This window comes from Bacteroidota bacterium (genome assembly GCA_018266755.1).
GTDB lineage: Bacteria > Bacteroidota > Ignavibacteria > Palsa-1295 > Palsa-1295 > JAFDZW01.
Genome location: JAFDZW010000001.1, coordinates 396,692 through 411,959, shown reverse-complemented (window position 1 = coordinate 411,959; position 15,268 = coordinate 396,692). Strand labels below are relative to the sequence as shown.

The 15,268-nt window shown below is 55.2% G+C and carries 12 protein-coding genes; 4 read left to right on the top strand and 8 right to left on the bottom strand.

Annotated features, from left to right (window positions below):
* Nucleotides 1–31 precede the first annotated feature (31 nt).
* The 7 genes from JSS75_01650 to JSS75_01620 all read right to left on the bottom strand — a co-directional run bounded on the left by JSS75_01650 (nt 32) and on the right by JSS75_01620 (nt 7,178).
* Entirely contained in the window at nt 32–961 is a 930-nt protein-coding gene (locus JSS75_01650) for a hypothetical protein (protein MBS1902392.1), read from the bottom strand.
* The gene (locus JSS75_01645; protein ID MBS1902391.1) at nt 958–2,571 is read right to left on the bottom strand and encodes a HAMP domain-containing histidine kinase; all 1,614 of its coding nucleotides are present in this window, start codon (nt 2,569–2,571) and stop codon (nt 958–960) included. Before JSS75_01645 ends, JSS75_01650 begins: the two co-directional genes overlap by 4 nt.
* Nucleotides 2,572–2,680: 109 nt before the next feature.
* A complete protein-coding gene (locus JSS75_01640) occupies nt 2,681–3,436 on the bottom strand; it encodes a hypothetical protein (GenBank protein MBS1902390.1) in 756 nt (251 codons plus the stop codon).
* Complete coding sequence (locus tag JSS75_01635) at nt 3,436–4,131, bottom strand: response regulator transcription factor (protein ID MBS1902389.1); 696 nt, start codon at nt 4,129–4,131, stop codon at nt 3,436–3,438. The genes JSS75_01640 and JSS75_01635 overlap by 1 nt, the downstream gene beginning before the upstream one ends.
* A gap of 151 nt (nt 4,132–4,282) precedes the next feature.
* The gene (locus tag JSS75_01630; GenBank protein ID MBS1902388.1) at nt 4,283–5,332 is read right to left on the bottom strand and encodes an alpha/beta fold hydrolase; all 1,050 of its coding nucleotides are present in this window, start codon (nt 5,330–5,332) and stop codon (nt 4,283–4,285) included.
* A 216-nt stretch (nt 5,333–5,548) separates the two neighbouring features.
* Nucleotides 5,549–6,280 (bottom strand): SIMPL domain-containing protein, encoded by a 732-nt coding sequence (locus tag JSS75_01625; GenBank protein MBS1902387.1) that lies wholly within the window; start codon nt 6,278–6,280, stop codon nt 5,549–5,551.
* A 133-nt stretch (nt 6,281–6,413) separates the two neighbouring features.
* Nucleotides 6,414–7,178, bottom strand: a complete 765-nt coding sequence (locus JSS75_01620) for a sugar phosphate isomerase/epimerase (protein ID MBS1902386.1) — start codon at nt 7,176–7,178, stop codon at nt 6,414–6,416.
* 99 nt (nt 7,179–7,277) lie between these two features.
* On the opposite strand from JSS75_01620, the gene JSS75_01615 reads away from it, so the two are divergent.
* The 4 genes from JSS75_01615 to JSS75_01600 all read left to right on the top strand — a co-directional run bounded on the left by JSS75_01615 (nt 7,278) and on the right by JSS75_01600 (nt 12,821).
* On the top strand, nt 7,278–10,829 hold the full coding sequence (locus JSS75_01615) for a hypothetical protein (GenBank protein ID MBS1902385.1): 3,552 nt from the start codon (nt 7,278–7,280) through the stop codon (nt 10,827–10,829).
* A gap of 101 nt (nt 10,830–10,930) precedes the next feature.
* Entirely contained in the window at nt 10,931–11,122 is a 192-nt protein-coding gene (locus tag JSS75_01610; protein MBS1902384.1) for a hypothetical protein, read from the top strand.
* Nucleotides 11,123–11,135: 13 nt separating this feature from the next.
* Nucleotides 11,136–11,738, top strand: coding sequence for a DUF4389 domain-containing protein (locus JSS75_01605; GenBank protein MBS1902383.1), 603 nt, complete (start codon nt 11,136–11,138; stop codon nt 11,736–11,738).
* A 9-nt stretch (nt 11,739–11,747) separates the two neighbouring features.
* Nucleotides 11,748–12,821: a DUF998 domain-containing protein gene (locus JSS75_01600; GenBank protein ID MBS1902382.1), complete on the top strand. Its 1,074-nt coding sequence runs from the start codon at nt 11,748–11,750 to the stop codon at nt 12,819–12,821.
* A gap of 7 nt (nt 12,822–12,828) precedes the next feature.
* Here JSS75_01600 and JSS75_01595 read toward each other — a convergent pair whose 3' ends face one another.
* Nucleotides 12,829–15,207, bottom strand: a complete 2,379-nt coding sequence (locus JSS75_01595; GenBank protein ID MBS1902381.1) for a PDZ domain-containing protein — start codon at nt 15,205–15,207, stop codon at nt 12,829–12,831.
* Between the last annotated feature and the right edge of the window lie 61 nt (nt 15,208–15,268).

Sequence of the window (15,268 nt, the reverse complement as noted above, 5' to 3'; positions counted from 1 at the left end):
CCCTTTTGTTTCAACATATTAGCGCTGCGCATTATAGCCCCACATTCCTGCCTATGAACCGAAAACCGAGGTATGCATACCCCGATCGTACTCGCTGCACACTGTTGAAGTCGTCGGTAAGATGTTCGTAGCCGACAAACACATCCATCCGCGACCCAGCGCCGCTGAGCTCGATACCGATCTCCGCACGGGCATCGACGGTGCTCAAGCTCATTGCATGGTAGAAGGCTGCACATGTCTGGGCACGGATGTATGGCACGACGTCACCGACGCCAACGAGCGCGCTGTGTATGCCAAGTGTCAACGATGCATCGAGCGTGTTCACATCCGTCGCCGTTGTTCCGACTGGCGGTATCCTGTCGTCCTGACGGATCACATACTGATCCCATTGCACGGACGCAGACGTGTTGAGCAGATTGTCCGCCGAAAGCAATCCGACACGGCGCCACACTGCTTTCGCCACTGCCGAACCATAAATAAGAGTACGCTCCTCGTGGTTGCTTTCGTCGTTCGTACCGAGATTATCGATATCGTGATGACAGCGATGAATGTATCCCAGCTGCAACTCCGTAGCTTCGCCAAGCTTCGTGGCAAACATGAAGCCTTCGGTCCAGAAGATCGCGCGCGGATTAAACGAGATGTCGTTATGCGTATCTGCCAACACTTCCGCATCGCCGACGAGATAGATCTGCGAGCGCTCCCATTCGACGAACTCGATCACACCACCAAACGAAATGCTCCAACCGAAGCGGTCGTTCGCCGAATGGAAACCGTGTGCCAGGTTTCCCCATATCCCCTGCTGACGCAGAAATCGTGCACCCGTTGTCGTATCGTCCGCCGAGCGAAACGACGGAGCGAAAATAAACGAGCGAGTCGGAAACACCGGACCGGCATGGGCGCCGCGGAATGATACTGCGATAAATAGCAGGAGCAGGCCGCCGCGAATCACCCGGCGACTCATGCTGCAAGCGGAAGCGTGACAGTAAACTTCGAACCCTGCCCCAGCGTGCTTTCGACGGCAATGCTGCCGCCCATCGCTTCGACGATCGACTTTACGAGCGCAAGACCAAGACCAAGCGAACGGGCAACATACTCAGCTCCCTGATGCGAACGTGCTTCTTCGGTTCGAAAGAAGCGCAGAAATATCTTCTCGAGATCCTCGGGTGCGATCCCCTTTCCGGTGTCCGCGACGCCGAATTGCACGCTACCGCCAGTGTTCGTCAGGAAGATCGAGACCTTCCCGCCGCGCGGCGTGTATTTGAGCGCGTTGTCGAAGAGGTTCATCATCACCTGATACAGACGGGTTCGGTCGGCAACGACCAGACACACGTCGTTCGGAATTTCGCTCTCAAAGGTCAGCTCGCGATCAGCCGCAAGAATCTCGGCATCTTCGGCGATCGAGTGGAGAAACGCAGCGATATCGAAGCGCTCCGCTTCGAATGCGAGCCTGCGGTCGTCGGCTTTTGCCAGCAGCAACAGCCCTTCGACGATTCGCTGCATACGCTCGACCTCTTCGCTCATGCTAACGAGCATCCGCTCGGCATCGACACGGTCGAGCGAGCTACGCTGTGTGAGGCGTCGCTGCGATTGTTCGATCTCGCCACGTAAAATGGCAAGCGGTGTCTTGAGTTCGTGCGACGCATCGGATGAAAACTGTTCGATCTGCTCGAATGATCGTTCGAGCCGCCCGAACATCGAGTTCAGCGTCGCGACCAGCAGATTCATCTCTCGGTCCTGTCGTGCAGGCATGGCAATCCGCCGCGAGAGATTTTTTGCGCTGATTTCCTGCGCGGTCTCTGCGATCTCTTCGATCGGTTTGAGCGCCCGGCGCGACAGGAAGAAACCGCCGATCGACGCAACCAACAACGCCAGCGGCAGCAGATACAGATACGTCGTGAGCAGTTTTGAAATACTGTCGTTGATGTCGGCCGTCGAGTATGCGACGATCACCCCGAACTGTGCGGTCGATGCATACGCACCGCGCACGACATCGCTATCGAGTGCCTGGCTACCGAGGACAAGAATCGAATCCGTGCGTTTACCAAGTGGTGCCGAAAATATCTTTTGCAGCGAACCGCCGATGGCAGCGAGATTCTTGGTCCGAAAGACCACATGTGTCTGCCCCGAAGAATCCGGCACGCGCGTGAAGACCTCCACCAGATTGTTTCGCCGGCTCGTGAGCATCTGTTCGACGATCAGATCCAGCGGATCGGATGCGTTGCTATCTTTGGCAGAAAGCTCCAGAAGAATTTCGTCCATGAGCGAGGCAAGCACGCGGTCGGTCAGTTCGTCGCCGCTGAGCGAATCCGGCGCATGCGCGAGCGCGTCGTCCACCAGTTCTTTCAGCGACTCGTGGTTCTGGTTCGTTTGCGTATGTACATGCATGCGCGTGATCTGCGCAGCCGATCGGTTTTGGATCTTCGAGAGCGTTGCTTTCGCATCGTCAAGCAGCGATGCGTCGAGTTCTGTCGTCAGCGACCGTGATAAGAGCGCATACTGAACGGCCCCGACCGCCGCAACGGTCAGAACCACCAAGAGTGCATACCAGAGTACCAGTCGAACTCGTAACATTAGCAAGAAGAGCTGGGAGTCAACAGCCGCTCGAATACGTCTGTGATGACAGCTTCGATATTCAAAGTTACATACAAAAGCAATGAGCGCACAGTACAGACATGCCGCGCTATTCCTCCGACAGATCGAAGTGATACGACAACGCCACCCAGGGGACGACGTTCGTGATCTTCAGCGAATGAGAGGCGCTGATGCCCATTACCCCGAGATCGAACGAAAGCACGGTGCCATACGCCCGAATGCCGATCGAATAGGCATTCGTCCTGGTCTCGCTGATAAACCAGTTCTCGGTGATGAGTTTGTTATGCGCACTGATCGCATACTCGCCTCCGAGCATAAAAATAGCCGTACTCGATTCGCGCTTCCCGGAATACCCGCCACCGAGCCCGCCATAGATTCCGAAGTCCTTGGCTGTGTAGCCGACGACGCCGAACCCATAGAGTGCCGATTCCCAGGAGCGTTCATTGCCCGTCGCGTTCGTGAAAGCTACGCCGCCGACACCGCTGAACCCGTCGTAATCGAACACTTGCAACCCCGCCAGACCGTAATAGAGCACATGCGACGACACCGCAAACGGCGTAATGCCGCCACGCACGATCAGTTCGTCGATAATGCCGTAGTTGACGGTCGGAACGACGATCTCGGCGAGCTGGATCGTCCCGTGATTTTCCGGAAGTGTGACGGATGTCGGGGCAAGAAACAAACGAAAGGCGTTGGGATCGGAAGTGTGGCGTGCTGAATCAGTCTGTGCACGAACGGAGGATACAACACAGAGCACGAGAAGCATTGCACACAGATCTCTTGCCGCGGACCAGGGCTTGCGCACCCCGGACGTCACCCGCACATGCCGAGTTTGCAGCGGCATCACTCCCGAATGCCGTAGCCGACACCTCGTTCGCTCATGATCAGGCGTTCGGCTTCGGCGCGTCCGCCGTCAAGTTTTTCTCGCAAACGTTTGATGTAGACATCGATGACATTCGAGCCCATCGTGAACGAGTATCCCCACACATGCTGCGTGATAACCGATCGTGAGATCATCTTCCCTTTATTGCGAAGCAAGAACTCGAGTAATTCGTATTCTTTCACCGTCAGAGGGATCTGCATCTCCTCGGTGGTCGAGCCGGGCTTCAGCCGTTTTGCGGTGTGGAGGACGGTGTCGAGGACGAGGTCGTGTGTCGCAAGCTGCGTCTTCTTCTCCATGTCCGAGCGGCGCAAGAGCGAGCGCACACGGGCGGCAAGTTCTTCAAAGAGGAAGGGCTTCGTCAGGTAATCGTCGGCACCGGCGTCGAGGCCTTCGACTTTCGCGCCGACCTCGGTCTTGGCCGTTAAGCAAAGGATCGGGGTCGCACGGCCGGCGGCACGCACCCCTTGAATCACCTCGATGCCGGATTTCTTCGGCATCATCAGGTCGGTGATGATCAGGTCGTAGGTCTCAGCAAGCGCCCGGTCGAGCCCATCGGCCCCGTCGAACGCAACGTCGACATCGTACTTCTCCTCGCGAAGGCCTTGCTCGAGGAAGCGAGCCACCTTCTTTTCGTCTTCGATCACTAAGATCCGCATGAACTGTAGGGAATAGTTGAACACCGAGAGTTACGGTGCGTCATAGTGCAAAGTTACAACATTGAAACGGCTTTCGCCCGGTTCGGGATTTCTGCACTATCTCCGGTCGGCACACATCTGCGAATTACGCGAATCCGTCTTGCAGGCAGCACTAATAGTGCTCTTTACGCCACAAGTTACCGATATATGTGGTTGCATGCTCGGGGATGCCATGCGGAAGACCCGGCTCGATCGTGTACGAAAATCGTACCCCAGCTTTTTTTGCCTTTTCGCGAAAGGCCTTGGTGGTATTGATAAATTCGGAATAATCTCTGTCGCCACTGATCGCAACGATCCGCACCTTATGCTTCGCCATCGACTGTAACTGCGTTTCGAGATGCTCGGAAGGAAGAATACTATTGGCAAACCCGGCGAAGGCAACCACGCGACGCACACGCTCGGGGTGCGCAAGAGCGTAGGCATAGCTGACCTGCGACCCTTGGGAATACCCCATCATGGTAACATCCGACGAATCGATCGCAGGGTCGGCGAGAATATGAGAAACGAGAAGATCGACATAGGGCACACATTGCTCCATGTTCATCCCCCAGGCATTGGATGTCTCGCTCAGCCGCAGAATCCCGGGAAGGAACGCGACAATTGCATTCAAACTATCCGGCAGATCGCCAAGCCGGTAACTGAACGCCTCGTAACTGCCACCGCCACCGTGTAGCGCGATGATTAACGGATATTTCTTACCGCGGATCATCTTCGTCGGTTTGAGGATGATCGGATCCTGGGCGGGCCACGTCCTTGCCTGCGCCACAACGCGTTCGCGCCATGATGTACAGAGCGAATCGACAAACGACTTCCCGAGGACTACCGAGAATGTCGGGACGTTGCGGATCATGTCGAAATTCCAGAAATGCTCGTGCAGTGCGCTGTCGAGCAACTCCTTTGTCGCCGCCCTGTCGCCGATAAGCGAATTCGCCTTTGCAATTCCAAAGAACGCCGTGCCCCGATACCACTGCTTCAAGCTCGGCGGGAGCGTCGCACTCAGTTCAAGTACTCGCTCATAGCCTGCAATGATCGCATCGGGGTCGTTTGCCATTTCAGCGAAATAGACCTGATGCCAATAGTAGATCAGCGAATCAGGCAATGTTCGAGCCGGCTGCGCTACGGCAGGCATCGTCCGCATCAATAGAATATTAATAGATGCCATCACAAGCGCTGTTATTAACAGCGCACTTCGTAACACTCTCATTTTCAAATACTTATATCATCCCCTTGCGGGTGAGAATCCGGGGGAGTGAGCAAACTCAACGGTGGAACTTCCACCTATACATTCGGGCACTACATAGAATACATTTGGGCCCCAAAGGTTTCATCCCAGTGTATAATTTCTTTCAAATTGTTGAAAAGTCGAATAATGGGGATATTAATCGATGGCAAACTCGAGCTTCGCTGTAATAGACGCTTTCTTATTCTTCGAACTCGTATTGTATGTTCCTCCGTATGAATATTCCTCGTCGGAATTCTGACCGGTGATCTGGAATATCCCCATCTGTGCATTGCGCAATCCTCCGAGACCACCGCCGGCGTTCTTTGCGATCTGCTCAGCACGGTTATACGCATCCTTCGACGCTGCAGCAAGCATTTCGAGCTTCAGCGTGGCAAGCTTCGTGTAGTAATATCTCGGCTCCTGCGACTGGAATTCGATGCCCATGTTCAGCAGCTCAGTCACCTCGCGCGAGACGGTCTCGATCTTATCGACTTCTTTCGATTCGATCTGCACGCTCTGCGTCAGCGTGTAGCCGTCGAAGATCTGGTTGGTTTGGCGGCCGTTGTTATCGTAGAGGTATTTATAATCTTTGTTCGTGTAGACCGAACTGAGGGTAATCTCCTTTTCGGCAACTCCTTTCGAGACAAGATACCGTTTGATGTTATCCGCATCGAGCTTCAAGCGCGAATACGCTTCTTTGACGGTCATCGAATGCTGACTGAACGAGCCGCTCCAGATGACGAGATCGGAGGTAAAATCCTTCTCCGCCAGGCCGGTTACCTTGATGGTTTCCTTCGTTTCGTGGGTCTTACGCCACGTTCCGGCAAGCACGATCGCGGCACCAATAATGGCGACGGAGAAAATGACGGCATTGATCCAGTTCTTCATGATCGTACAGGTGTTGATCGATACGAATATACGACAGTATCAATAAATCCCGCTCTGCGCGGAACAACATCAGTAGGACGGACTCTTAGTCCGTCCTCTTTCGGCAGCTACGAACCCCGCTTCGTGCCGGACGTCAGAGTCTTGCCATCGTTCGAAACCGCCGTGCCGCCCACAGGCAGACCTCCCACAGATCGGCTACCGGTTGATTCGTACCCGGCACCGTATGCATATAGCTCGGCGGGCCAAATTCGGGAGTCACGGTGATTTTTTCGTCGCCTTGTTCGCGGATCATTTGTGCCCACCACGATTCGAATTTCGCAAGATGCCCTCCCCACTCTGTCGCTCGCGGATCGCTTACCTGCGGACCGTTCTCATAGCCGACCCGGCAATGAATATGGATCGTCCGCGTAGCGGCGAATGCAATCGTATCGGAATGATCATCAAGCATCGACTCCGTCACACAGCACCAATGGCTCAGATCGGCGTTGAGCTTCAACTCCGGCAGTCGTTCGAGGATCGCCCGCGCATTCATTGGCGAATAGAGCGGTCTGCGGCGATGCGTTTCATGTGCAATGGGGATACCGATCGCCTCCTCGACCCGCAATGCCGCTTCGAGGAATCGTAGCTGCTCGTCGAGGCTCCAGAGATCACGCCCCGCATGTGCGACGATCTTCGTCGGCACGAACTCGGCAGCCATCGCTACCAGCCGCGAGAAATTCTTCAGATGTTCTGCCGGATCGTGTCCCTCGGTGTAGATCAGCGGGATAAAAGCGAGTCGTGCGTCAGTAAGCATGGTGCGGAACCTGCTTCGGTCCGCAAGCTCTTCGACCGCCCCTTCGACTCCGTCATACCCCGCAGCCGCGATCATTTCGACCGATTCGCTCAGAGAATGTTGCATTCCCCACAATGATTTGTATATTTGTACCATCGTTAGCAAAGCTACGAACGAGCCGGCGTCCGTGGTCCCGATCTTATGCTACGATGATTCTTCATCGCGATGAAACACACAGTATTGGTTGTATGCACCATGTTGGTGCTCGGCATATCGCAAGGATTCTGCGGCGATCTACAGTCGTTGCGACCGCGTCCGAAGGCGGCGTATCCCAAACCGGATTCGTGCATCCTTACGTCGGCGACACCGCTGATCATCCCCGATTCGCCCAGCGTCGTCACGGCGCGAGCGATATGGCTATTGCAGCGATATATTAACGAAGCGATCGGCGATACGTTAGTGACGGTCTCTGCCCGAGCATACTCCGGCGATAGCGGCATCTTCATCGGCGAACTGCGCTCGAACTCTGCGTTGGCACGCTATCTGCCGAGTGTGCAGATCGATCGTGAAGCATTGCCGGACTCGATGGGGTACGTGATCGATATCGGCCCACGGCGCATCCTGCTCTGCGGCTCTGACCCCGACGGGACGTGGAACGGCGTATCGACGCTCCGCCAACTCTTCGTTCGCCGCAACGGATCCGCACTGGTAATAGGCGCGCATATCTGGGACCGGCCCGATTTTCCACTGCGATGGAGCAGCCGGAGCATCGGCCTGAATGTACCGCTCATGATGAACTTCCTGCGCATCATGGCAGATACGATGGCCGCATACAAGCTCAATGGGCTCGTCGATATCGATTCGCTCTATGAGATGTTACCGGGGCTTGCGGGGCCGCCGCTTGATTCGCTCAGAGCGTGGAGGGCCGTCCTTGCACAACGCAACATAGCAAGCGTACCGTATGTCGCGAATGTGTCGAACACCAGCGGAGTCATCGGGATCGACCCGGACCTCGCAGCCGGGGTTCCGTATCGCAACCTGTTCGTTATGCGGCATGACGGGACGGCGCTCCCCGTTCAGGATTCCGTCGCGTCCGTCGCCAATGGCGGATTCGAGTCGGTCGATACATCGGGCTTTGCCCGCTGGTCGGGCTATTCCGGCTGGGGAACAACCGTCTTTGCCGACACGCAAATAGTGCATTCCGGAAAAGTCAGTGCCAAGTGCACAAGATTTCATTCGAGCAATGCTGCCGGTAATTGCGAATTCCATCAAACGTTGCGATGCAACCCATTCCATCAGTATCGCATTCTCGCTCACTTCCGCACTTCTGCGTTTGGTACCGGCAAGGTCGTCGTCTCGGCAACCGGTACCGACAGCACCGCACATCAAACCCAGGTTGCATTTTCATCCGTCAGACCTGCGACAACGAACACATCGTGGGACAGCATCGTCGTTCTGTTCAACTCCGCCAACGCATCGCAGCTCGACATTGCCGTAGGCGTCAGAGGCGGCACGAGCGGGACCATTTGGTTCGACGACATTTCACTGATTGATACGCCGGTCTATACGCGTCCGTTGCATCGCCTGGGGACACCGATTCATATTCGCAATCATCACACGGGAATCGAATATCGAGAAACAGCCGATTTGAATTTGTCAAACTATCTGAAACCGGCGTCATCGAATATCAACGAAGGCGATACGCTCGATATCTCGTTTTACTACTCGCTGCCATATACGTCTGCGCACAACAGTAACTATTCTGCCACACCGGCGATGTCGGAGGATACGCTTGCGAACATTCTTCAGAGGCAGGCAGCACTCGCGTCTGCGTATTTCCATCCCGATCGATACTTCCTCAATTATAGCGATCTGCGCGTGATGAATTGGGATTCGCTCGACAAATCGCGCAACACCACCCCTGCCGTGTTGCTCGGCGCAAATATCACGACGGCCGATTCGCTGTTCCGTACCGTGGGCGGTTCGCCGCGGAATATGATGTGGTCCGACATGATCGATACATTCCAATTCTGTCAGGATTATTACCAACTCCTTAACGGCAAGCTGCGAGGACTCTGGAAGCTCATCCCGAAATCGCTGACGCTGGTAAACTACTACAACCTTGCCACGGCGGGCTCCTTCCGGTTTCTTTCGAACATGGGCTTCCATCAGCTCTATACCTGCACGGCCGATTCGCTCTTCACGACGATGCCGTCGCCGTTCAAAGCATGGCGAGTACTTGCCGATAGCATTCCCTTTATGGACGGGGCGATCTATCTTACGGCGAAACACAACTACCAATGGCTGCCGGCCTTTGCCGACTATCTCTGGGGTACTGCTCCGGCGGTGATGCATACGCCACTTCGCCGACTGGATCTTACGATGCCGAAGCTCGACATTTACGCGCTCGCATTTCGTGATCCGTGGGATGTATTCGACAGCGTCACCGACGTCAACTTCGCATACTACGATACGAACGGTATTCTCATCAACTCGTTATCGCTCGATCGCATTGCGAATACCGATCGCTTCTATGCGCCGCTGCTCAACTCGTTCCCTCACGGTTTGCGATATAAGATGCTTTCGAAGAACAAGCAGGGGCTGATTCATGAAGGACCGATGTACACCCTGCTGCCGCCGACACCAACACTTCAAACGGTGACACTCACAGGGCCGACCGACGGCTTCATGGACTCCGCCACCAGCGCACACCTGCGGTGGGACACCATCACCGGCGCGACGGAGTATCGTGTGCAGATTTCTTATACAAGCACGTTTGCATCACCGGTGGTCGATGCATTCGTGAGCGCCGATACGATGATCTTCTCGCAGCTTGTGCACGATTCGCCTTACTACTGGCGAGTATCGGCAGCGAACGACTCCGAAACAGGCCCGTGGTCGTCGGTACGCCGATTCTACGGTGCGTACTCACCACCTGCAGTCGTATTACTGTCACCTGCGAACAACACGTCCGATACAGTGACCTCGTTCGTGTTGCGTTGGAAGCCAGCACATAGCACTCCTGCCGTCTCAGCATATTATATTCAGACAGACACAGATTCCACGCTTGCGAATTCGACGACGTCAATCGTGAGAGGAGCCCCAATTACTATCCCCGCTCAAGTAGGATGGACATACTGGCGTGTCGCTGCGATGAACGATCTCGGCACCGGGCCATGGTCCGATCTATGGCGGTTTCGTCATGAATGTATCGCACAAGCTCCGCCGTTGGTGTCTCCGGCCGATAACACAACGAATATCTACGATCCGGTTGTCCTTCGCTGGTCGAACGACCTGTGTGGCAATACATTCGACGTGCTGCTCTCGACGAATTCGTCGTTTACCGATACCGTTGTGTTGCATCGCAATATCAGCAGAAATAGCGACACGATTGTCGGCGTATTGTTACCGCTGACGCGTTACTACTGGAAGGTTCGTTCGAAGATGGAAGTCACGACCTCCGAGTGGTCGCCTTCGTTCTCGTTCGTTACCGGCGCGGATGCGGTGTCAGTCAATCCTTCGTTGAGCACCGAGTTTCTCCTTCAGCCGAATCCCGCTTCATCGACAATTCGCATTCTCGCTGCGAGTTCACATCGTATCGATGTGATCACGCTGCTCGATTCGAAAGGAGCGATCGTCCGGCGCCTTGAGGCTCAGATGCCGATCGACGATCACACTGCTGTTTCGCTCCCGCTTGGCGGTCTTAGCGCCGGGATGTACACAGTGCTCATCCATACAGATGGAGTCGTGGTTCGGAAGAACCTTGTCATCGAGTAAAGAAGTCTTTCATCGTTTTTACAACTATTCTGCCCCATTTGCACGCAAACGTGGGTGGAATGATTTTTGCAATCCAAATCACTCAACGAAAGGGTCATACCATGGGTAATGGCAATGTAAAGGTCAGAAGCGGTGCCGCATCCGGCGGCGGATACGGCTTAGCATTTATCGGTGCGCTGATCTACTACCTCCAGCATGCAACGTCGTTCGGCGATGGTGTGCTTGGAGTGTTGAAAGCGATCGTCTGGCCCGCAATGCTCGTGTACCATCTTCTTGAACATCTGAACATGTAGGGGAGCGATCACTATGCATGACGACGGCCCGTATCCAGTGACACTTGTCATCGACTATCCCGACAGGCAGCTCGACAAACTCACCTCGTTCTTCCGTCCGTTTACGGTTATTCCTATCGCCATGGTGTTAGCCCTACTCTCGGGTGGAGGAAGTACATATTACATGGGCGGTGGCGGCGTACTCTTCGCAGCGACCGTGCTTATGCTCTTGTTCCGTCGGAAATACCCGCGATGGTGGTTCGACTGGAATCTCGCACTCGTCCGGTTTTCCGTTCGAGTGAGTGCATATCTCTGTCTGTTGCGTGACGAATATCCATCGACAGACGAAGAGCAGGCCGTGCATATCGAGATTCAATACCCCGACGCATCGAAGCTCTCGTCGGGTATGCCACTTGTCAAGTGGATTCTCGCGATCCCCCACTATATCGTGCTTTCGATCCTCTGGGTGGCGGCTGCCTTCTGTGTGATTGTTGCGTGGTTCTCTATTCTCTTTACCGGACGATATCCTCGCGGGCTGTTCGATTTCGTGGTCGGTGTGTTTCGCTGGCATCTGCGTGTCGCCGCGTATGCATTTCTGTTGGTGACCGACGACTACCCGCCGTTCTCGATGGAATGAGAGTGTCCAATGACTACAACACGAACAGTAGATCAACCTCGTTGGCAGCGTGTCGTCCTGCTGCTCGCGCTTGGGTATGAAGCGGCGGGATGTCTCGTCGGCGGCAGCTTTCTGGTTGCCGCACCCGACGGTCATTTAATGGATATGCCGGTCGAATTGATGCACGGTACCTTCCGTGATTTTCTGATCCCGGGTATCATCCTCTTCGGTCTGGGCATATTGAACACGTTAGCATTCTTCGCTGTCCTGCGACGCAGTAGCATGGATTGGTTTTGGGCCGTTGCCTCAATGGGCGGACTTGCCATTTGGTTTTGGATCGAGATTGCGATCATCCTCGAGCTGCACTGGCTTCATGCGATGTGGGGTTTGCCGGTCATTGCCGGAGGGCTCGCTACGGCCGGATTGCTGCCGGATCGCGAGGAATTCTTGAGAAAAGCATTTCTTATCTGCGGAGTCATTTCATCGCTCCTGTATGCTGCGATCACCGTCATCGTTGCAATGCAATGGGCATCATACGATTCCGCCTCGCAGACTGTCAGCGAGCTATCGGCCGTCGATGCTCCGACGCGCACGTTGTGGCTGGTGCTATCTACTCCGTATACGATCATGATGATCGCGTTCGCCGTTGGTATCTGGCGCTCGGCCGAGAACAACCGGCACTTACGCATTGCCGGCGGATTGCTCATCGCGTATGGTGCGCTTGGGTTGATCTGGCCGTTCGCGCCGATGCATCTTCGCGAGGCGCTAGCAGCCGGCGGCGGGACGTTCGCCGACACACTGCATCTAACACTCGGCGGTATCACGGAAGTAATCTACCTTCTCGCGCTCGTCTTTGCCGCTGCAGCACTTGGCAAAACATTTCGAGCGTATTCGATCGCCACATTCATCACGCTGCTTGTCTTCGGCATTCTGACAGCGCTCGATGCGCCTAAGGTCGCAACGAACGAACCGACACCATCGATCGGCATCTGGGAGCGGATCAATATCGGCGTGTTCTTACTGTGGGTTGTAGTGCTTGCGATTCGGATGTTTCCAACTCCCATTCGATCTGCAAGCCCAACCACATCTCGCGGAATACAATAGCACTCATCTACTTCTTCTCGGGCTCTCCATCGTCGAATGTGATCCCCGTCTGCGATTTCACGACTGCCTCACCCGGTTTGATTCGTGTATCGCTGTACCAATCTTCGCTCTTCCCGAGATCGAGCAGGATACCGAGCGAACCGCTGTGTCGGGGAGGAATGAAATTGCCGCCGCCCTGAGAATTCGTCGTATCCGATTGTTTGATGTAATACCGATCGTCGCCATGGCTATCGAGCAAATACGCGAACGAGACGAAGAAGCCGCAACCTTGCGAAGCGCCGCTTGATCGGTATGTATCCTTTCCGTCCCAATCCTCGAGACATCCGGCAGACCAATCGTGCGCGTTGCCTTGTTCAAGCCATGCGTACGCATCGTAACTATCGTCGCCGCTATCGTCGAGCAAGGCCGCGAACGAAAGATGAATGCCGCTGCCTTGCGAGTACTGTCCGGCAGAATACCGATCCGCACCCTGTCGGTCATGCAGGATGCCGAGCGCATACCAATAGCTGCCGCCTTGACTAAAAATACCGGCATCGTACACATCATCGCCCTGCCGGTCGCTCAAGAGGCCGATCCCGCCGCTTGTGCCGACACCGGTGCTCCACGGACGCATCCCGTAGCCGAAGCCTTGCGACATCGCCAGATGCGCGCGATTCGGCCATCTGTCATCGGGATATTTCCACCCTGCACGATACGAATCGTTACCACCGTTCTCGAGGATCATCCCGAATCCTTTTGAATAGGCGAAGCCCTGCGAGTACACATCCGACGTGTAATGGTCGCTTCCCGAATGATCGTAGAGCAAGCCGATGCCGAGAAACGCCGCACCCTGCGAACACCAGTGCGATGTGTAGATATCGTCACCACCGAAATCTGCAAGGATACCGACGCCGAGACATCCCGCTCCTTGCGACCAATCTTCCGAGCGATACGTGTCGTCTCCGGTACGATCGATCAACGCATCGACACAACCGACACCCGACCCTGCCGCTTCGTTGCCACGATACACGTCGTTTCCTGAAACATCGACAACAAGCCGCGCACTGCCGTAGCGGCATGCAGGCAGATCGTACTCGTCGTCACCGCCGATATCGAAGATGAACGCGAAGTTGCCAGAATAGCGGTTCGCTCCGCGACCTCCGATGACACACCGGCCATATGGAGTATCCCAATATGCCAGCACGTCGCCATCGACGCCCGCTATCTTCTTCGCGATCGGAGCAGTGTGATCGAAGGTCGATGCGAAAGCAGTAATCCAATTCGTGTCGGCAAGCGCGGCGAACATTTGAGCTGCGACGGTCATCTCGGAAAGATTCATTTTGTCGGCCGCACCGAGTAACTCGACGAGTTTGTCTTCCGTCGCAGTCCGAACCTGTAATTGCTTCACTGGGTCTGTCGTCGTATCGACTTCGTCTTCCCAGTTATGCTCCACATTGAGTAACTGCGCAAGTCCTTCGACGATATTCGCAAGTTTGGGGCCGATCGGCATAACAGCGGCTGTGACGTGTGTCTCGACCTGATCGAGATAGCGTTTCATTGCATCGACTGTCTTCGGCCGGTCAAATCGTGACGGCGCTGGCGTAACACCAAGTTGATACGCGGCTGCGGCAAGAGCCCCGGCAAGGCCTTGCCCGGATGCAATGCTATCCCAGACCGACTGATCGATCAATCGCGATAACGCACCAACACGCAAGGGAAAATGATCGAGGTATGTCACGGCATTCAAACGGAATGGGTCGGGACGGGCGGTGAACGGACGATCGCAATAATCCATATCTGCAAGTCCGGCGATCTGCTTTGCGATTGTATCCGCATACGCCGTCAGATGTTTTTCTTTGAGCGTATTCTGCAGCCATGAATCCGTACGCACTGGGCCGAGACCTGCAAATTCGGTATATGCTCGTGCAGGCGACCGTTTTCCTCCGGTAAGGGGCACGGTAACTCTCATCGGCTTGCTCTTGCGCAGGAAATCGACGACGAGCGTATCGCCCGTGTGCATCTTGCTGATGCGGGTGTTGAGCACATCGTCGGCGCCATACACCGAATCTTCGAGCGTCAGGCCGTTGACGCGAAGCACAATATCGCCGATCATGAGCCCGGCATTATCCGCCGACCAATGCGGTGCGACATGCCAAATGCGGCTGCCGCGAACCGTATCGGCACCGTGCGTCATCGCGCGAATGGTGTCGGCCGGTACGTTATTGAAATAAAGGCCGAGCCGAGGCTTCATCTCCGGCAGCCCCTCGTGTCGGACATATCCCGGATAATCCACATATCGAAGCGAATGTTCGATCAGCGAATCCGTCGAGGGTTGCGCGACGACATCCCCACGAAAAATAGATAGTCCTACACAAACCGCACATACTGCAAACACAACTCTGTTCATCTGTCCGATCGATAGATTGATGAGTGTGTCAACACGATGTGCGATGCGATTATTTCATCGG